Source organism: Bartonella gliris (assembly GCF_045277155.1).
Classification (GTDB): Bacteria; Pseudomonadota; Alphaproteobacteria; order Rhizobiales; family Rhizobiaceae; genus Bartonella; species Bartonella gliris.
Genome location: NZ_CP123962.1, coordinates 318,353 through 337,943, shown reverse-complemented (window position 1 = coordinate 337,943; position 19,591 = coordinate 318,353). Strand labels below are relative to the sequence as shown.

The 19,591-nt window shown below is 42.8% G+C and carries 21 protein-coding genes; 3 read left to right on the top strand and 18 right to left on the bottom strand.

Translation table 11 applies throughout. The features are described from left to right. Positions 1–29 precede the first annotated feature (29 nt). From QHG54_RS01535 to QHG54_RS01470, 14 genes are read right to left on the bottom strand one after another with little or no spacing between them, the layout of a single operon-like run. Positions 30–359, bottom strand: coding sequence for a hypothetical protein (locus QHG54_RS01535; RefSeq protein WP_317993818.1), 330 nt, complete (start codon positions 357–359; stop codon positions 30–32). Between the two features lie 9 nt (positions 360–368). Then, the gene (locus QHG54_RS01530; RefSeq protein WP_406604320.1) at positions 369–3,971 is read right to left on the bottom strand and encodes a hypothetical protein; all 3,603 of its coding nucleotides are present in this window, start codon (positions 3,969–3,971) and stop codon (positions 369–371) included. 21 nt (positions 3,972–3,992) lie between these two features. Beyond that, a complete protein-coding gene (locus QHG54_RS01525; protein WP_317993820.1) occupies positions 3,993–4,229 on the bottom strand; it encodes a hypothetical protein in 237 nt (78 codons plus the stop codon). Between the two features lie 9 nt (positions 4,230–4,238). Then, a complete protein-coding gene (locus QHG54_RS01520) occupies positions 4,239–5,372 on the bottom strand; it encodes a phage tail protein (RefSeq protein ID WP_330168176.1) in 1,134 nt (377 codons plus the stop codon). 8 nt (positions 5,373–5,380) lie between these two features. After that, complete coding sequence (locus tag QHG54_RS01515; protein ID WP_317993822.1) at positions 5,381–6,394, bottom strand: phage tail protein; 1,014 nt, start codon at positions 6,392–6,394, stop codon at positions 5,381–5,383. 8 nt (positions 6,395–6,402) lie between these two features. Beyond that, a complete protein-coding gene (locus QHG54_RS01510; protein WP_330169250.1) occupies positions 6,403–7,404 on the bottom strand; it encodes a phage tail protein in 1,002 nt (333 codons plus the stop codon). 12 nt (positions 7,405–7,416) lie between these two features. Beyond that, positions 7,417–8,085, bottom strand: a complete 669-nt coding sequence (locus tag QHG54_RS01505) for a transglycosylase SLT domain-containing protein (protein WP_330168762.1) — start codon at positions 8,083–8,085, stop codon at positions 7,417–7,419. 18 nt (positions 8,086–8,103) lie between these two features. Further along, positions 8,104–10,317, bottom strand: coding sequence for a hypothetical protein (locus tag QHG54_RS01500; RefSeq protein WP_406604319.1), 2,214 nt, complete (start codon positions 10,315–10,317; stop codon positions 8,104–8,106). An 8-nt stretch (positions 10,318–10,325) separates the two neighbouring features. Continuing rightward, positions 10,326–11,267 (bottom strand): hypothetical protein, encoded by a 942-nt coding sequence (locus QHG54_RS01495; protein WP_406604318.1) that lies wholly within the window; start codon positions 11,265–11,267, stop codon positions 10,326–10,328. Next, positions 11,237–11,833, bottom strand: coding sequence for a hypothetical protein (locus QHG54_RS01490; protein WP_406604317.1), 597 nt, complete (start codon positions 11,831–11,833; stop codon positions 11,237–11,239). The genes QHG54_RS01495 and QHG54_RS01490 overlap by 31 nt, the downstream gene beginning before the upstream one ends. Before the next feature lie 12 nt (positions 11,834–11,845). Continuing rightward, positions 11,846–12,697 carry a hypothetical protein gene (locus QHG54_RS01485; protein WP_406604316.1) on the bottom strand — a complete coding sequence of 284 codons (852 nt, stop codon included), beginning with the start codon at positions 12,695–12,697 and terminating at the stop codon, positions 11,846–11,848. Next, on the bottom strand, positions 12,687–13,124 hold the full coding sequence (locus QHG54_RS01480; protein ID WP_406604315.1) for a hypothetical protein: 438 nt from the start codon (positions 13,122–13,124) through the stop codon (positions 12,687–12,689). The genes QHG54_RS01485 and QHG54_RS01480 overlap by 11 nt, the downstream gene beginning before the upstream one ends. Beyond that, the gene (locus tag QHG54_RS01475) at positions 13,124–14,581 is read right to left on the bottom strand and encodes a hypothetical protein (RefSeq protein WP_406604314.1); all 1,458 of its coding nucleotides are present in this window, start codon (positions 14,579–14,581) and stop codon (positions 13,124–13,126) included. Before QHG54_RS01475 ends, QHG54_RS01480 begins: the two co-directional genes overlap by 1 nt. Further along, the gene (locus QHG54_RS01470) at positions 14,582–15,289 is read right to left on the bottom strand and encodes a hypothetical protein (protein ID WP_406604313.1); all 708 of its coding nucleotides are present in this window, start codon (positions 15,287–15,289) and stop codon (positions 14,582–14,584) included. A 73-nt stretch (positions 15,290–15,362) separates the two neighbouring features. Between QHG54_RS01470 and QHG54_RS01465 the strand changes: the two genes are divergently transcribed. From QHG54_RS01465 to QHG54_RS01455, 3 genes are all read left to right on the top strand, one after another. Next, entirely contained in the window at positions 15,363–15,671 is a 309-nt protein-coding gene (locus QHG54_RS01465) for a type II toxin-antitoxin system RelE/ParE family toxin (RefSeq protein ID WP_406604312.1), read from the top strand. Next, on the top strand, positions 15,652–15,933 hold the full coding sequence (locus QHG54_RS01460; RefSeq protein WP_406604311.1) for an addiction module antidote protein: 282 nt from the start codon (positions 15,652–15,654) through the stop codon (positions 15,931–15,933). The genes QHG54_RS01465 and QHG54_RS01460 overlap by 20 nt, the downstream gene beginning before the upstream one ends. Positions 15,934–16,191: 258 nt before the next feature. Beyond that, positions 16,192–16,443 carry a type II toxin-antitoxin system Phd/YefM family antitoxin gene (locus QHG54_RS01455; protein WP_406604310.1) on the top strand — a complete coding sequence of 84 codons (252 nt, stop codon included), beginning with the start codon at positions 16,192–16,194 and terminating at the stop codon, positions 16,441–16,443. A gap of 215 nt (positions 16,444–16,658) precedes the next feature. Here QHG54_RS01455 and QHG54_RS01450 read toward each other — a convergent pair whose 3' ends face one another. From QHG54_RS01450 to QHG54_RS01435, 4 genes are all read right to left on the bottom strand, one after another. Next, positions 16,659–17,039, bottom strand: coding sequence for a hypothetical protein (locus QHG54_RS01450; protein ID WP_406604309.1), 381 nt, complete (start codon positions 17,037–17,039; stop codon positions 16,659–16,661). Positions 17,040–17,050: 11 nt separating this feature from the next. Continuing rightward, on the bottom strand, positions 17,051–17,431 hold the full coding sequence (locus QHG54_RS01445) for a hypothetical protein (protein ID WP_406604308.1): 381 nt from the start codon (positions 17,429–17,431) through the stop codon (positions 17,051–17,053). 20 nt (positions 17,432–17,451) lie between these two features. After that, a complete protein-coding gene (locus tag QHG54_RS01440) occupies positions 17,452–18,579 on the bottom strand; it encodes a N4-gp56 family major capsid protein (protein WP_406604307.1) in 1,128 nt (375 codons plus the stop codon). A 91-nt stretch (positions 18,580–18,670) separates the two neighbouring features. Beyond that, positions 18,671–19,579, bottom strand: coding sequence for a hypothetical protein (locus QHG54_RS01435; RefSeq protein WP_406604306.1), 909 nt, complete (start codon positions 19,577–19,579; stop codon positions 18,671–18,673). Positions 19,580–19,591: the final 12 nt, after the last annotated feature.

Genomic DNA, 19,591 nt, shown 5'->3' with positions numbered 1-19,591 from the left:
GGCTGGATAAAAATGTTTTTTTATGATCTCTATTGACTATGCTCTTTGATCAGTTGCTCGACTTCGTCAACACGAAAGCCAAGTTGAAAGAGCGGCGCATATTCGCTTTCCTGTAATTCATACTGACAACGCTTTTCTACAAAATCACCATTTGAATCAAACGGCATAGTTGTTGTTAGACAAACCTTATGCGTATCATCTTCAATCCCCTCTTCTCCCTCTCCAAGCTCTTTAACAAAGACCCAATAAAAACGGGTTGCTAAAAGATCCTCTAGCCTTCTTACCGTTTCAACTTTGTCAAATTCAAGCATATTCAGATAATCTTCCTTGCTATTTAAATGCTCTGGATAATCTATCATCTCTCCCTCCTAAACAAAATGACGCGTATGGCTACATCCACGCGCCGCAACTTGTTCATTTCCACCATTGACGATCATGGCGGCTCGAGTAAAACGCCCATTATCCGTTGTATTACTCCAGCTACCACCCCCTAACAATGCTCTCATTTCAAACGTATTTTGCGTACGGCTTATGGGTATAGGAAACGTGCCCGATAAAAATTGCCAAACATAACCGCAACCATCCTCACAACCGATATGCGAGATCATTCGACGATTCGCCGTATCCTTATATCCACCTGAAACCTTAGAGGTTGGTTCTTTCTTGCCAACAATATGTGTCTTTTCATTGCTTCCATACATAGCAGAAGCAAACGCTTCATCACTCAGTAAAGATTTTTTAACACGCGCCATATCTGTTACATGTTCGGTATAATTACGGTTTGTTATTATATTGGTACGATACATTGATTTCGTATTTTCACCCGTCCCTGATTGAAGATAAATATCAACCCAAAGATCTGTAGAGGGGTCGTAGACCATTCCCTCTGGTGAACTATACGGGCGGTGATTTAAACACCAAACTGAATTGGGTAAAATATCCCCTGCCCTATAACCAGACAAGGGGTGACCAGAAATCGTACCAACATCCGCACAAAGCGTATGAAACCCTCCTATCTTGCGCGAATTATTGACGCTGTAACCGTTTGGATACGTAGAGTTTTCTGATACAACAATTTTATGAGACTGCTTTCCATCAGAAACCAAATAGACATAATAATCCTTACCTGCCGAAAGAGAAGGAACGTTTATTCTTGTATCTGCCGCATAACTTGCAACCAAAATATCATGAGTTCGTGGCAAAGTTAGATAGGTTCCTTTTTTCACGGTTAATTGCGCTTTGCCTGTCGCAACAAGAAACGGTGTGGAGATTGAAAGAACCGTTAAATTAGACCGTTTCAGTAAATTGTTTATCTCTTCCGCTAGCACTTTTGCCTGTGAGGCTACTGTATGGGCTGTTGTTGCCGTTGCTAGGGAACTCTTGATACCACCAAGCTCTTGCTTCGTCGTATCGGCGGTTGTTTTGGCTTCTTCTGCTGTTCTTTTCGCTCTATCGGCAACTTCCTTGGCTTTTTCGGCTTCGCTCTTGGCTTGATAGGCTTTTGAATCTGCTGCCTCGGCTTTTTTCTTGGCTTCTTCTGAGTACATCCGCGCTAAACTTACGGGGGCTTTAAAATTCTCAACCACTTGATTGATATCGATAACCCTACTCATCGCAGACGAGGCTATATTCTCTGCCTTTTCTGCCTGACTACGGGCTTGCCCCGCGTCATGTCTTGCATAACCAGCAGACTCCTTGGCTTCTTTGGCTGTTTTTTGTGCCTCTTCCGCTTCTTCTTCCAAAGACGCCGCTTTTTTACCCGCTGCTTCGGCTGCCCTCTGCGCTTGTTCTGCTATATATTTTGCATTACTCGCTATATCCTTGGCTTTTTCTACTTCATTCTTGGCTTCATACGCTCGGTCATCGGCTTTCTCCGCTATTTTCTTGGCTTCTTCGCCTGCCATTTCCGCTAATCTTGCTATAACCTTAGCATTATTGGCTGCCTCATTCGCGTCGTAAGCTTTACTCCACGCTTCATTCGCTGTGCTTTTTGCCTTTTCCGCCTCACTGCGCGCTTGTGCCGCCTCATGGTTAGCATAACCAGCTGTCTGTTTGGCTTCTTTAGCAATTTTTTCGGCTTCATCGGCTACTGTCTCTACCTGTACTACCTTCTTCTGGGCGCTTTCAGAAACCTTTTTTGCTTCTTCCGCTATCGACTTCGCACTATTGGCAACTTGTTTTAGTTCATCCAAAGCACCTTGAGATTCTTGTGCAACCTTCTCAGCTGCTTCGGCTTTACTCTTTGCCTCTTCCGCTATACCCTTCACCGCTTCTGAACTTACCTGCCCTGCTGTCTCTCCTAAACGCGCCGCAGACTCTGCTGCCGCTTTTGCTTCCAAGGCTATCCTAGAAGCTTCTGTTGCACTCTGTTGGGTTTGAAGAGCCGTCGCTGTTGCTGTATCCGCTGCACTCTTGGCTTCTTCTGCTGTGGTCTTCGCTGTATTCGCCGCCCTAACAGCGGTTTCTGATGCTACTTTGGCTTCATTAGCTACGCTCTCTGCTGTTAAAGCCTTTGCCTTGATAGAAATAATATCTACTGTCGCTTTCCTTGCTGTATTTTTTGCATCTTCTGCTGTTTCTGTCGCTGTCGCTACCGATTGTTGTACTTCCTCGACTAAACCTTTTGCCTCAACAGCTGTCGTTTTACTTTCATTGGCTAACGTTGCTGCCTGATCTGCTACTTTCTTCGCTTCAGCGGCTTTAGACAGTGTTTCAGAAGCATCTTGTTGCGCTGTTGCTGTCTCTAACGCCTGTTTTGCCTCTTGCGCCATAGTCTTGGCTTCAGAAGCTGTGACTGTCGCATCATCCGCCTTCTTTTCGGCTCTTGCGGCTTTCTCTTCTGCCGTTTCTGCTGTGCTCTTAGCTTCTTGCGAAAGTACATAAGCATCCTCTGCTTTATTTTTCGCTTCCACCGCTGTGTTTTTTGCGCTATCCGCTAACCGCTTTGCATTATTCGCTAACGTTTCTGCCGAATGCGCTGTCGTCTTAACTTCTTCAACCAATTGTTTGGCTTCATCGGCTTTAGTCTTGGCTTGTGTAGCAACGTCTTCTACTGTTAAAGCCTTCTGTTCTACCCCTTCTGCTGTCCTTTTGACTCCCTCAACTGTATTCTTAACATAATCAACCGATTGCTTAAGATCATTCGCTACCGACAGGGCTTTAGACGCCGTTTCTTTTGCATCACCAGCTACCGAAGATGCTGTATCCGCTGCACTCTTGGCTTCATTCGCTGTGGTGAGGGCTTGCCCACTGCTCGCTGCCGCTGTTTCTGCAACATTCTTCACCTCACCCATCACCTGCTTGGCATCATCAAAAGCGCTTTTGGTTTGTTCGGAAAGTGTTTTTGCATCTCCTGCCGTTGCCTTGGCTTCTCTTGCCTCTGTCAAAGCTGTCTCTACTGTGCCTTGTATTTGTGTCACTATTTGAGAGCTTTCCGTGACCGCTGTCGTCACTCTATCGGCTGTACTTTTAGTATCCTCCGCAATACGCTTGGCTTCTTGCGCTAACCTCTCGGCTGCTTCTGATTTCATCTTGGAATCTTCTACAGAGACTTTCGATACCTCTGCTGTTGTCTTAGCGGCATTGGATGCTGTTAATGCCGTATTTGCCTGCTCTAAAGCTGTCTCTGCTGTTGTCTTGGCTTCAGAAGCTACAGCAACTGCACTCGCTGCTGTGCTGGCTGCTTGCGCTATCGTCGTCGCTGCTGCATCCGATAATTCCTTGACACTGTCTGCTATAGTTTTCGCTTGATCTGCTGTTTGTTGCGCGCCATTCGCACGCGCCATGGCTTTTTCAGCTTCTTGCCTCGCATTAACAACCTGCTCTAACGGCGCAAAGGTTTCATACGAATACAAAGAGGCCGTCCCTAAAAGCTTGGGAACAATAACGCTGTCTTGAGAAGTTCCTGCTATCACTTCTTCTCTCGTCGCGATAGGTATCAAATATTCATGTTCATGATCGGGTATCTTCATCTGCTTTCCTCCTCACATCATTCAGAGTACTTCGTCTAATAATGAACACTTTTTCAAATCTTCAAAATCTTCTCTTAATGTCTCTAAGCGCTTCTCTAAATCTTTCACAGATCCATCAAGCTCCGTTTTCAAAGCTGCTTTCAGTAAATCAAAAACGCCATCAAGCGGCGCATGTACAAAGCCTCCCCCCGAATACAAAACGACCCGTACTTGGGACGGGTCGCTAATCTCTGATATCGCAAACGGCTTTAATAACATTTCATATCCTCATGTCTTTATTCCATAAATTACACTCACATTAACGGGGCGCGTTTCAACACCACCAACCCTCTCTGCCATAAGGTGATGTTCATGATGCGCTCTGTCATTCAGCCCTTCTGTTATAGGCGTTGAATAATATAAAAAATTAGCAAAGGGACTCCTGATAAACCACGGTAAGCGTGGCGGTTTGTCTTGTTCTGTAAACCAAAAGGGAACTTCTGACTGTGAACTTCCTGCTATTTGGTCAAATTCTTTATTACACTTGGATAAGGCATCCCCACTCAAACCTACACACTCTTCGTCTACCAATCTCTTTCGCCTTTGCAAGAAAGCTTCAGAAGAAGAAACATCCCGTTTTTTACGAGAAGAAAGACCTTCTGATAACGCTGGACCTATAAAATGTTCATGCGCTTTTAAAGAACAGGGTTGTACACTTGCAAAAGAACGCCAAGGATCTAGATTGCGTTCATAATCCAGTCCTCGTAAAAACATCCCCCGAAAATCGGGAACATTAAACGTCCTAACGCCATCTCCCTCTCCCCACGTCGTTCCTATTACACAAAATAAATCCCAATAAACAAGCCGTGAATAAGCACGCCCATCACAAGGCAACCAACCATCCGGCAAGCGTTCCATTGCAAACGGTCCTATCAGACCAGAAGGTAAGCGTTTTAATGAAGAAACTTTGCCCCTTGTCGGGTTGAGAACTTGCCACCCCGTAAGCTCTTCATCATACACAAGCGTATAAAGACAACCATCTTGTATCTCTCCTCCCGATAAAGCTAATAAACCGGTTTCTGTCGCCTTATAAACGGGCTTGCCAACTAAATTATTCAAAGCAATTGTTGTCGCCCCTACATTCTTTCCCTTCGCTTTAAAACAAACCGATATGCCATTCTTATACTCTAAAAATGCCGATTGGCTTAGAAGCCTTATCGCACTCGTCTTTTGTTGATCATCACCCGTCACAATCCCTTCAAGCACTCCACCTGTATCCGATAAATATTCCCTCACCCGTTGCATCATAACACGAGCACTGTTATTGACCGTGTTAGGATGCTGTCCCTCTGACCAATTAATCAAAGCATCAGCCCCACCATTCTCAGATGCCGTTAAAGACCAATCATAAATCGTCGACATCTTAAACCTCACGTCTTGATTCCAAACACAACACTCATATTAATCGGGCGCGTCTCACTTACACCTGAACTTACCAATTCAACATCACGCATATGAAGGTGGGAATGGGGAAAGGCTAGCTTATGGTGCACGCGTATATCCTCTGCTCTCACATCCAGACGTTCTGCAAGCTTTACCCTTTGCTGTTCATTCAACACATACCCCCAGATGATCGTCATATCACCATGCCAACTCTCTTCCTCATCTTCATCATTCAAAATCGTAAAGGATTGCCCCCCATGGTCATGCTTTCTCATAGCATCATTTTGTAAAGTGCCAAGATAACGAAAGCGGTCTATCTCGCGGTCATCATCAACACCTCGTAAAAAAACACCACGCAAATCAGGAACGTTAAACTTGGTCGAACTATCACTTCCTCCCCACCTTGTTCCTATTGCTGCATACAGATCACTATAATCACTGCGCAAATAAGCCTTCCCATCACAGGGTAACCAGCCCTCTGGCAAAACTTGCATCCCAAAAATCCCTATGGTCCCTGTAGGATAAACGGGAATAACCGGTTCTTGTGATAAAGAGAGAGGCGTAGGATTTAAAACTTGCCAAGCATGATCCCTATAAACCAAGCTATAAATGCATCCCCTTTGAAGTTCGCCTCCCGATAAAGCACGCATGCCTAATTCCGTTGCCTTGTAAACAGGTTTAGCGGCTAAATCATTCAAGGCAATTGCGGTTTCTCCAACATTCTTACCCTTTGCTTTAAAACATATTGATATCCCATTCTTATATTTCAAAAAATGAGATTTACTTTGAAGTCTTATCAACGTCGTCTGTTGTTCAGCATCAACCCTAAAGGTATTTTCAATCACACCACCCGTATCGGATAAATATTCACGTACACGCTGCATCATCACACGGGCGCTATTATTCACGCTGCTAGGACGTTGTCCTTTTGACCAATCAATCAAATCATCACAATAGGCATTCAAGGAGGCATTTAAAGACCAATCATAGATCGTCGACATCTTAAACCTCATGTCTTAATCGCAAACAGAACACTCACATTTACTGGACGCGTCTCGCCTTCACCAGTGCTCTCCAAAACAACCTCTTGGCTCTCATCAAGAGTATGAGAACTTACAATGTATCCCCCTAAATTCTCACGCTCTATGCCCATAAAATTCGCTAGAGAACTCCCCCCAAACAAGCCTAGACGATAGCCCAACACATCCGTCGTATTCCCATCCCAAAAGTTTTCGTTGCTGGTAAAATGAGACATCGAAAGGCTCTGTCCTTGATGTTGATGCGCCTCGATTAAATCTGTTTGCACACTTGCAAAAGAACGCCCTTCATCAATATTGCGCCCTCCATCAACACCCCGTAAAAACATCCCTCGAAAATCTGGAACATTAAACGTCTCAACGCCATCCCCCTCTCCCCAAACCGTTCCTATTGTCTCAAATAAATCACGATAATCACGACGCAAATAAGCTTTCCCATCACAGGGTAACCAATCCTTTGGAATCCCGCGCATTCCAAATGTTCCTATAAAACCCGTGGGATAAAGACTGCTTTCTTCTTCTAAAGGGATAGAGGTAGGATTAACAAGATGCCAATGATCTCCATTATAAACCAATGTATAAATGCACCCTTGTTGGATTTCCCCTCCCGATAATGCACTGATGCCTAATTCTGTCGCCTTATAAACCGGCTTAGCAACTAAATCATTTAAGACAATCGTGGTCGCTCCAACATTCTTACCCATAGCCATAAAGCGCAAAAGGATACCATTCTTATACTCTAAAAACTGTGAGGTGCTTGCAAGTCTTATCACACTCGTTTGTTGGACATGATCATTTGTAACAATGCCTTCAAGCGCTCCACCCGTATCCGATAAATACTCACTTATCCTTTGCATCATCACACGGGCGCTCGTATTCACACTGCTAGGGTGCTGTCCCTCTGACCAATCAATCAAATCATCCACGCGCGTATTATCCGCCGCTCTAAGCGACCAATCATAGATCGTTGACATTTCTCATGAATCCTAGTTCCGGTAAAATGGTCCGTAAAACGCCCGCATAAATTGCGTCATCAAAGGATTATCATCATCACTCTCTTCTTCTTCCGAAGCTTCTTCTTGTGATGCTAATAATGCCCTTAAAACCTCGAGCAAATTGTCTCTATTGCCAAATTTTCCCTGTGCTATAGGATGACCATAAGCAACAGGAGATGGGCTCCTTGCCTGCTGCCCACCATACATCTGTAATACACGGTTCACAAAATCACTTGCACGCATAGCATTGTTTCCACCATTCAAGCCAACTGCATTGCTCCCAACAATTTGCGCCGCATTGGCATGGGGATTTTGAAGAAGCCGCGCGGCTCCTCCTGCCCCTTGTTGATGTGCTAAATACAACTCCGCTTCACTAGGGGCTCTCCCCAACAGGCGGCTTAAATGATTGCGATTATCAAGTGTCAAGCGCCCCATGGCATCTGCCGCTTGCATGGGGTCAAACCTATCCTGCAAACCATATTGTTTGGCTGTGCTATCGATAAATTGATACAAACCACCAGCAGAAGAGCGGGGATTCCTTGCATTCGGATTGCCTCCACTTTCCACTTGCGCAACACGGTATAAATAACTCTCTGGCAAGCCATAACGCGCTGCTGTTTGCCGTATCGCTTGATTAACAGAAGGACTATAACGGGTCATAGCTTTATACATTCTCCCCTACCTTGGTGTACTCAGCATATTAAATTGACCAGCCAATGCTTTTCCTCCTCCTCCAAGCAACGAAGCCAAAAATTGGTTCACCCACTCTTTTGTAACGTATCCGCGATTATGCGCTGTCACCATGCTTTGAATGAGCTCTACAATTTTATCATTGGAAATTTTTGAACCACCTGTTAATAACTTGACGATATCCTTTTCAATGCGTTGACGCTCTCTTAAAGCCGCTTCTTTGAAGGGAATAGAAGAAGCCTTCACCGCTGCTTTTCCAACCTGCAAGGCTGCATCTTGGGTACTGGTAGGCATATGCATATTATGCGTAAAAGATATCTCTTTATTCGCTATACGATTGGGTATTCTGTTATAAAGATCTGCATAATTGGCTTCTTTATTGACAACCTTCTTAACAGCAGAAGCTTTATCTGCTCCGTAAATCTTTGCAAATCTTTCATAAAGATCATCCGTATCAAAAATCTCTTTTGCTTTGGAGACTTTATCTGTCGTTTGCCTCATGCCCTCGAAAAGTTCTCCCCTTGATCCCTTTTTAAAGTATTTTTGTTGTCCCTCTGGTAATTCATCAAAAATTTTACTGAATTCATCCTTATTAACCGACTTGCTAAGGATTTTGGAGCCTGCATCCATGGCGTCTACACGTGCACTATATTGATGATACAATGCCCGTCCTTTCTTATATTCAGACGATATATCATCCATAAGCTCTAACAATTTTTTCCGGATACCTAATAAGGTACGAACTTTGCTATCATCTCTCATGTTCCTTGCTGTATCTGTCATAAAACGAAGTTTACGCTGCGTTTCATGAAGAAGCCCCATGTTCGGTTTTTCTTTAAGGAGACTAAACTTTTGAGACGAAAACGGACTGACTTTGTTCCCACCACTCGTGAACTCCTTTAATCCTTCGTCATAAGCTTGTTTAAAATAAGGACGCTCCATTAATTCATTAAGAGCACCATAATATTTTTCTCCTATCGGCGTTTTCTTGGCTATTTCGTAAAGACTATCTGTCGCTGCTTTCTTGCTTGCAATAAGATCATCTTTTAAACCTGTGACATTTTGACGAGGAACAAAGTGTTCATCTGCTGCCTGATGAATACGCTCCCCTCCTCCCAGCGCTCTCGCGGCGGCTCTTTCGATAAAATCAAGGGAAGCATCCGGATTTTTCCTTGAGAGTTCAAACACTAAATCCTGTAAAATTGGGCTGTGATCTACAACATAATCTGTAGGACTTTTGGAACGACCAAAAGATTTTCCAAGCTCTTCAGAAGCATCATTGCTTAAATGCTTACTAATTTCTCTTAACACGTCTTTTGAAACACCTTGCTTATGAGAAGGGGAAAGAAGTCTTCGTATTCCGCCGACAGTAGAACCAAGCGCGGAACCAACTAAGCTCCCAACCGCTGTGCCTGCTGCTCCCAATCCTCCACCAACTGCTGCACTTGTAAGCCTACTACCAACCCCCTCTCCTTCACCTGCTCCATGTGCTGCACCAGATGCCGCACCAACTTTAAGCAAATGAGGAAGTGTTGTGTTTTTCGTGATACCTAAAAATGGGCTTGCCTTTTCGCCTACATATCGCCCCGCTCTTCCTACCGGCGTTTGCCCCACTTTCAAAAAGGCTTGACCTAATTTTGAAGCAACATGAGGCGCTACCCTTCCAACAAGCCCTGCAACCGCTCCTGTTCCTAACGTCGCAAGTGAAGGGAGTGCCGAACCTAAAGCATTTCCACCTAAAGACGTCCAATAATGCGCATTGCTTACCCTACGTTGATAATCACGTAATTTATTGACTGCTTTGTCATACTTATCTTCGTATTTCTTATCTCCAGATAACCAATATCCGATAAGTCCCTTTCCAAAAGCCTTTAGTGCATTCTCATTCTCATCATCACGTCCTGCCGCTGTAATCCCCGCAATCTCATCATCTAAATTAAAACTCAAACCATGCTTTAAAGAGTTCCAAAAAGCTTCACTTTGCGTAATTTCTGGAGACTGTTGAGCATTTTCATAATCTGTAAAAGACGAGGTATTTGGAATAATATCAACCAATTTGTATTCTTTAAGCCAATCCGGTACAGGTTGATTTTTATTACCTTCAAAACCTGTGGGAATCGAATTATTTGGAATAATGTCAACTAATCTGTATTTTTTAAGCCAATCTGGTATTTGACTGCTGTAGTTGTTAGGAGAAGACATTCTACAACTTACCTCTCATAAATCCTTATGCCATCTTGAGTATGAAATGCAAATTTTGATCCTTTTGGAAGATTTTGAACAGCTTCATTTGTAGTGATAACCGACACACCGGCATACTTTTCCGGAAGCATCAGATAGTCGGTAGAATTTTGACCATTTTCTGCCGTAACGGCATTTCTCATATTATCTGAAGAGGATTTCGGACGCTGCTTTATCTTAATTCCTTCTGACAAATTATAAATTTCTTCATCAGAGAGCTTTTCAAAAAGTCTAAACATCTCTTTAATATTTGAAAGCGTTTTATGTAATTCTTCAGGTTTTTCGCCGACATCCAAAGCACCATAAGATGATACCAGCCACTTGCTTTCTGTATCAGATAACGGTCCAACCCCCATTGTTCCATTCTTACTTTGTTCTTTGATCCCTGCAATTACCCGTTTAAAGATTCCACCTTGAAGTTGAGTGAATTTATTTTTTAATGTTTTTGCATCACTCGCTGGTAAAAGTTGAGCTATATAACCGCCCCGACCCGCAGCCCAATTGGGATTACGCTCTATAATGTTAAGGGCATCATGTACTGCCCCCATAGCAAGATTGATTTCCTCTTTAGCTTTCAACACAGCATTTCTCTTATTTTTTTCTATCCCTTCTATTTCTGCCTTCTTCTGTTCGTACTCAAGTTCCTGTGGTGACCCTTTAATCGGTCTCATTTCACGTTCACCGGTCTCTGGATTGTCATACCACTGGAACCCCTGACTTAACTTAGGGGCATCGCCACTTGTGAACAATGCACTAAGTATTTGAGGATTACGTGTCATGACAGAAGCTTCTTCTTCATTGTAGCCTTTAGATTTTAAATACTCGACGGTTTGGTTAAGTTGCTTTCTTTGTTCTCTTTCCAAATCACCATGACGAAGATTCATGGCTGCATTAGCCAAGCTTTGTGCCATCGTTCCATCTGATGAGGCATAACCAATCGCATAATCCGATAGCCTTTGTAATAATTCAGGATGACGAAATTGATCCCAAAACTCTGTTGAGGAGCAGTATCTTTTCGTGGTTGTACCATTGGTACAGATTGAGTTGGCTCCGCTTGTACAGTTGGAATAGAGGTTTCTAACAACGGGGCTTGTTGTGGTTGCAATAACGTCAAATCCGAAAGCGCATTAGGCAATGCCTCCACATCCTTAGACAAACCTAATGCGTGTGCCGGTGAATCAAACGTTGCCATAGACATAGAAGGAGATGAAGAGAACGCATTCGGTTGTATTCCGCGTGATCTCAAAGCAGAACTTACATTCAGTAAGGGCGGCATATCTTTAGATAAACCTAAGGGGTACGACTGTGAACCAATTGTGCCAACAGGGACTGAAGGGCTTAAATAAGGCAACGTATTCGCCTGTTGTTGCGCATGTGCCATACGTTGATTGTGCATCACTATATGCGACGCCAATGGGTCCATTACATACATAGACTTAAGAAGTCGTGATAAAATGTTATTGCTATTATTTTCCATCCTACTCTCCCCCTATATTCTTCCCAAATAAGGAGCAACAAATTGGCTAGCACCAGCTAAAAGTCCTATAGCGTTTTTCCAAGGATTGTTGCCCTGTATAAGAGAAGCTGTATTGTTACCTGTTGTCGTGCCGTAATTGCCCGCAAAACCATGGGCGGCATTCATCAACATATTCAGTCTATTCCAATCCCTATTGTCTTGCTCTAGCCAACGTTCACGACCTGCATCAACAAGCCTTTGATTATAGTCATTCAACAGTGATGAACCCTGTAAGGCATTGGAATAGGCATTGCCATAACCCTGTAAGAAATTATTTGCCGCTCCCAACTGGTTCTGATTGGATTGATCAATCATCGCATTGGCATTCATCATGTTTTGCACATCCTGATTGTACTGATTTGCCATGGCGTTTGTAGACAAAGCATCAAGGGAACGCGCCAACACATCCGTATGTGCACCAGAGCCATAACGACCAGCTCCAGCAAAAGAGCTGTTGACGGTATCCCGTACACGATTCATAGAGTCTTGAAGTGCCTGATTAAAATGCGGATTATTGCCAACCAGACCACCAGAAGCCATCATCCCAAGGTTATTGGCTGTAGATGTTGGGTTTTTGATCAAATTTATGAGGGAACTGTTTTGATAGTGTAACGGAATACTCCCAAGACCACCAATGGCACGGCTGGTTGGAGCACTCAGAGGTGCAACACGCACTCCATCATAAACATTACCGCCAGCCCCTGAATTAAAAAGATGGGATGCATTAGCCCCCCCTTGCCTAAAAAGATTTTCCGCCCAAGACGGAGGGGCTGTAGTTTGTACCTGATTTTGTTTGGTTTCAGTTGGGCGTTTTTTATCCCCCATCTTCTAGTCCCTTTCTATAATATACCATATCTATTCCATAGCCTTGCTTGATAAGTGCCGGTTTCCACCCTAAACGTCCCAAGATCTCCATCTCAAAAGCACCATTCTCACGCGCCCAGTCCTCTATAACGCTTATGTGATCAACAAGCTCTAACCCACCCTTGCCGCTACAACCACAAACAAGCACACGCTTCTTGCCTAAAACCGTCTTTTGTATTTGTGTGGTGACAGCTGCTAAAAACTGATCATCATCATCAAGCACCAACCACAACTGCTTCTTGCCATTGCAAATCTCTTCGATAAGCTCTTGCAACGTAAAATCATGTTTAAACCGCTCTTCATATTGACGAAAAGCATTCAATATCTCTTCAAGATAAGGAGCTATACGCTCCATATCCCAAGAACTGGTCAAAAATACTTTTGCCATTAGCCTCTGCCTAGAGAGCGTAAATCCACATTAAATCCCGTAATATGTTTCCAAGAAACACCCTCAGGAATGCGCAATTTGAAACGGTGATAGCGATTGCGTGAACGCCCATGATAAGCACCAGTCACAAACGAACATGCTCTCTCTTCGTGCCATATGAGTGGTGTGTGGTTATTACGTAGTCTCCGTTCCCCTATACTTAAAAGCCCTTCTACAGTATCTACTTCTGCAAACATCTTGGTGATAAAGCTAAAGCTTCCATCCGGCGCCCCCATCTCTTGCGAAACCACAACCGCTTCCATAGGAGCACCTGTAAACACAACAAGCCTCCTTTGACCATCAAAAGCACCAAGCATTGGAGCACCACTTTGCCAAATCGAACTGTCAAGAGAAGCCGGTAAGGACTCAAGACTGGTCGAGATCTCATCCAACTGTTCCAAACTATAGCCTGCCGTAAAAACAGGAAAAAAGGAAAAAGGCTCTCCCTGAATGGTCGACCATTTTTGCAAGCCCCAATCGTAAACAAAGGTCGTTTGCTGGTTATTTCCACTCTGCAAAAACCAGTAAACACGATTATAAACAGGGTCTATCACACCTTGCATTTCATCAAGAGCAAGCTTACCAAAACTCGAAAAGACCATTCGGTCAACCTTTTCAAAACCTATCGGCAAGAGTTGACCATCAGGTCCAATCTGATAAAAGCCACCATCACCGGCAAAAAAGGCATCACTGCCAAGACAGGCAATGGCTCCAGCACTTCTTGCTCCCCGCTTGTCTTGTATCTTTTGGAAACTGAACACCACCTCAGAGCCTGGAATAAAGGAACCAGCATAAACAGCAGAACGCATAAAGATGATGGGATTGGTTGTTTCCGTTGCCCCTTGAACATATTCTCCATCCGGAAAATCTTGATAGTCACAACTTTTCTGTTTAACCGTCCAGTGCGTCGCATCATTCAAACCTGACCAATGCACACGGTTTGGATTGTCCGCAAGTTGCATCAAACAAACAAAAGGTCCCCAAATCTTAACCAAACCCGCCTTCGGGGGATTGCCATCTAAATCTGCAAACTGTTGTGAACAACGTATATTGAAAGCCTGTGGTTTATCATTTTTATTGACCGCAATGATTGTCTCTCCAAACAATGCAAATGACCATTTGTTCTCCTCATTGGCCTGATACGTCACACCACTTTGGCTAATGTCTTTCCAACCCCGCGTTTGGCTATCATAACTATAGAGCTTTTGTGCACCCCCTACGACAATCTTAACGCCATTGCCTGTTCTAAATGCGATCGCCCCAAAAATCTTCTCTTCCAATGGAGCAGAAATAACCGTAGCACTAGGCATAGGGATGTAACTCCCATCTGCTGGCAAAACATTCACGAGCCTATCAGTGAAGTTGCTGTTGACAACCGCAACATCCGGTCTGTAATCGGCAATGGGGATAAAAACCATTTAGAAATCCGTTGGCAATATTCTTGTTATGTTATTGCGTTGAGACGTCTCTGCACGCAATTCATGCAAATGTTCTTTAAAATCATTATAAGCAGCAGTGGCACATTCAGGGTCTTTCAGGATATTCTTGTACAGTTCATATTTTGCACGCGCTTTAATCAGATCAAACGCATACACAAACCATGGGTGCTCTTGGTGAACATTCTCTATTTCTGCCAAGCGCATGGGAGAGAGAATGAGTTGAATTTGATAGGCAGCATCAGGCGTGGGATAAAGATGCAATTTCTTATCAAAATAACTGTAATAAACCGGCATCCCTTGCTGTCCAGACGACAAAAAAGGCTCTAAAGCAAGAGGGGATTTCTGCTCCAGTTGAGACTTGTGCTGCCGGTTTGAATGAACAAAAACACTGTTGATTTTGACAGCTGTTTCAATCTGTGGCGTATCAGAAATATCATAGATACTCTTGCCCGTCTGTGTCGTAAAAAAGACATCTCGACTTTCGTTAAAGAAAAAGCTTTCTCTCTCACAAAAACGAATAGCAGCAAAAATACTTTCTTGTATTTGAGGAACATATTCATCCGTGATATCATCAATCTCGTCTTGAATGGAAGATACTAACCTTGCAAAAGTCCCTCTGTGACGAAAAACCTCTGCATTTTCTTGTATCGGTCCTCCTGTCCTAATCATAATGTAATGACGCGACATCAAAACACCTTTCTGTGATACAAAAATTATAAACTAACTTGACATTACACATCATGTGCACTATAGTACACTGATGGTAACCATTCATAAAACTACAGAATTTGATACTTGGCTTAAAAAACTCAAAGATAAAAGCGTTAGAGCTATTATTCTTCAACGTGTTGTACGATTAAGACAAGGCCTTTTAGGTGATGTTAAATTCTTTAATGGCATTGGTGAATTACGTATCCACTATGGGGCTGGTTACAGAATTTATTTTACCCCAAAAGGCTCTGATTTTATCCTTTTGTTATGCGGTGGAGATAAATCAACGCAGAAAAAAGATATTGAACAAGCATTAAAGTTAAAAGAGGAATACAGTGATGAAAACTACACCATTTAGACCAGAGGAATATCTTGAAACCACTGAGGAACAACAAATATTTCTCAATGAAGCCTTCAAAACAGGTGATGCTGCCCATATAGCGGATGCCCTTGGTATCGTTGCTAGAGCGCAAAATATGAGTGCCTTAGCAAAAGAAACCAATCGTGAACGCAGTGGCTTATACCGCTCTTTAAGCAAAACAGGTGACCCTAAACTTTCTACCTTAGTTGCTGTCTTATCTGCCCTTAATTTGCAACTGAGTGTACAATCCTCTTCTTGATCAGTGATTGGTACATTAATCCATTATGCCATTGATTTCATCCTTGTATAACTAAAATACAAGATGAGAGATTATTCTTTTGTGATAAAAAACATCTTGCCTCTTCTATATCCGTCCTCCCCTTATAAGCGTTTATGTAATTGACGTGACATCAAAAACACCTCTCAGTAAAAAACTTTCCTTGACATTACCCCTATTTGCATAAAATACATATTTTATGCATTATATGTATAGTATGTATTTCATAGGAGTGCTTTTATGAAAAAATATAGTTTTACAGATATAAACCGCGGAACGGGTGACATATTAGACGAAGCAATGTCCACCCCCGTAACTTTAACTAAGCGAGGACGAGAAAAAATTATTATGCTTCCTATCGATTTATATAATCAATTGATAAAATCTCGTTCCGGTGCACAAGCTTTTTCTTATACTGATGCACCGCAGGATATATTAGATGACTTAGACCGAGGTTTAGATGAACTTTTAAAAAGCGACGAAAATGTTTAAAGCAGGTGACGTCGTTAGATACTATTACTTATGGCATTAACAATCTGAGAAGGGTGAGGATTCAGGTCGTAAATCACGTCCTGCTTGTGTTGTAGTAAAAACAGAAACGCACTTCTTTTTATTTCCTATCACTTCACAAGAACTGCACTTAAAATTAAGGAAATTAAAGCAATGCAACTTCTTAAAAAAGTTTCTAGGCATTAACCACCTCAATTTCAGTGATTTGTGACGAATTCAACAACGATGGTTGCCGCACCAGAAGCAACTTCTTTATCCGCTTTAGCATAGAGAGTAAGTTCTTCATCATAAGGGACCAATTCCTTTTGATTACTTATCGTGACAGGTTTTATACCCTGTGTACCAACATCCGCTTCACTAAAATCTGTTACCTTAGGACAACTCCCAAACTTGACTTTCGCCCCTGAAAATGCTGTCTTGACGTAAACTTTAATCGAAGTGATCAAAGCACCACGGGGTAGCGTGCCTATTCTCATAGCGTTTTCTTTATCTTCATAGCTAAAATTAAGCCGCAAAAAGCTTACCTGCTGGGTATGAAGATTTCTCCCTTGTAAGGGCTGTGGTAAATAATCTGCCATGTCTTGTCCCCTCAATGATTTGTCACGAATTGCACAACCACAATACATTCACCAGCATCTGTTGTTTTGTCTCGTGTTGCATAAAGAGTCATCTCCGTATCATCTGCTACAAAAGCCTTTTGATCTGTTGGCGTAAAATCCTGTGTTTCTTGGGTTTTGATGTCCTTTTCACTGAACTCATTGCCTCCATAGGTACTTCCAATCTTCAACTTTGCTTCTGGAAAAGCTGTCTTAACAAACGCTTTAATCGAAGTGATCAAAGCTCCACGAGGTAATATCCCAATTTTCTCCGTAAGATGCTTATCTTTATGAGAGATATTCAAACGTAAGAAACTCACCTGTTGGGTGTGAAGATTTCTCCCCTGTAGTGGAGGTGGTAATTGATCTGCCATGTCTTGCTTCCTCCCTATGATTAATTATCAGGTTCACCGCTGTAGGTGGGGATAACAATCGTTCCAAAATCTTGCGCTGCTTGAGAGCTATTTGGAAACTTGAAACGGGTTTTCTTCATGCCAATCAGTGTTTTCGCAGACAAACCATAGTAACGTTGATAGTCGAAATGCTCTTCCACCAATTTATAGCGATTGACATTGCGATTGTTCCCAAAAGCCATAACAATACTCTGTGCACCAAGCAAAACAGCGCGACGCACACTTTTTTTCGCTGTATGATCGGTAGATTTAACCCCATGGGTGACATGTTCAGATTCACGTAAAATCACACCATTATACATGCCTAAAGAACCATCAAAGATTGGGTTTTTCGCACGAGAGCCTGTGTAAGCAGCTTTCTGAATATCAAGCCACTGACCAGTATCTGTATTGGTACGCAATTGCATAACTTGTGTTGGATGCAAATAGAGAACATAAACACTCTCCCCATTCACACGCACTGGTCGAATTTTGGGATTAGCAAGTTTCGCCATTTTTACAGCTTCGTCGATAAGCTTCAAACTAAAGCTGTGTTTTGGCGCTTCACTTAGATCTTCATCCTTGGTTTTACTATCTGGACGGATAATTCGCTTACTGCTTGGTTCCAGAGGTTCATTAAATCCATAATGCACATTCTCGATATCTATCATCCGACCTTCAAAAGAGATTGTCCTTGCTGTATATCCACAAGCTTGAATGAAAAACATCAAGCTTAAGCGATCTGCATACCAATCAACCAAGCCATCTTTTGCTTCGTCACGCAAATCAAATGTTGTACGTTGCTGCGCTATACTACCTTCATTTTCTACACGAACTGCATGCGAAAGCTCGTCAATATACAATCTGTCATGAAGGAATTGTAATGCCTCTTCATTGCCTTCAAGCGTCTGCCCTGAGGTGACACCCCGTCCCAAAAGCTGTGCACGCAAGCTAAATGTAACACAATCTCCTCTGCCCTTCTGTGTTTCGGTTTTAAGTTGAATAATGCTGTTTGAACCCTTGCCTATAAGAGGGGCAATAGGTATCGCCTTTGAAACTTCTGTGTTTAATAATTTTGACCACGTGCTTATCGCATGAGGATCATCTGCTCTAACTGTTGTTAATGCCATTGATTTTACCTTTCTTTGCTATAAAAAAACCGGCTTAAAAGCCGGACCATAACCCTGCATAAAACAGGCTAGTTTCTATAAAAAAGCGCACTTAATACCCGTTACCTGCACCATGTAATTGCCGGAATATTTCTTTATTTCTCGGAATGGATATCCAAGCGTCAAATTCTTCTTCTGACATCCTATCAATGCTTGCTAAAGTGGTTGGTCCAACACTCCCCCCTCCACCAGATGCCGTTAAGGTTCTCGCAGAATTCTGTCGGCTTTGGAGCTCCGCAATCTGATCGTTGCTTGGTAATGTTTTGGATGCCTGTGATTGATAACCAAGGTTTTTTGCTATCGCATAAAGCTCTTCTGCTGGATTAACCCCTCTTTGCGCACAAGTTGCTACAATCGTTCGTAACTCTTGACCTATAATACTATCTATCGTGCTCTTATTTGCGTAATCGGGACAAATGCTTGACAAAGCTCCTAATTGTTTGGCGCGCGCATCATAAAGAAAATCTGCAGCAGCATCAAAATCACTGTATTTGCTTTTGACCGCCGTTACAGAATTTTCTAAAAACTGGTTCAGATGTGTATTATATTGCTGCTGTTCAAACGCCTGCTTTTGCGCTTCCTGCTGTTCTTTAATATACGCGTACTGCTCTTGAAGCTTTTTTCCCATCCACCGAATATGACCTACGGGATCTTGCTCTAAATCAGGCGGTGTATCGTCACTTTCAAAAGAGAGGATCTGGGATTGGGCATCATAAAACTTGACAAGCTCTTCACGTGCCTTGTTGGCTTGTGTTTCTGCACGCTGTTGCTCTATAATTGGGACTATCTCTGAAGGCTTTTCAACGGACTGTGCAACCGGCTCTGTAGACGTGACATCATTGCTCTCAACCGTTTCTAGATCATGATCAACATCAAAAGAGCCATCATCATCAAACACGGGCTGCTCTGCTGTGTAACCTTCATTCATAACATCCACTTTTTCAGTCATTTCTGCATTCATTCTTTCACCTTT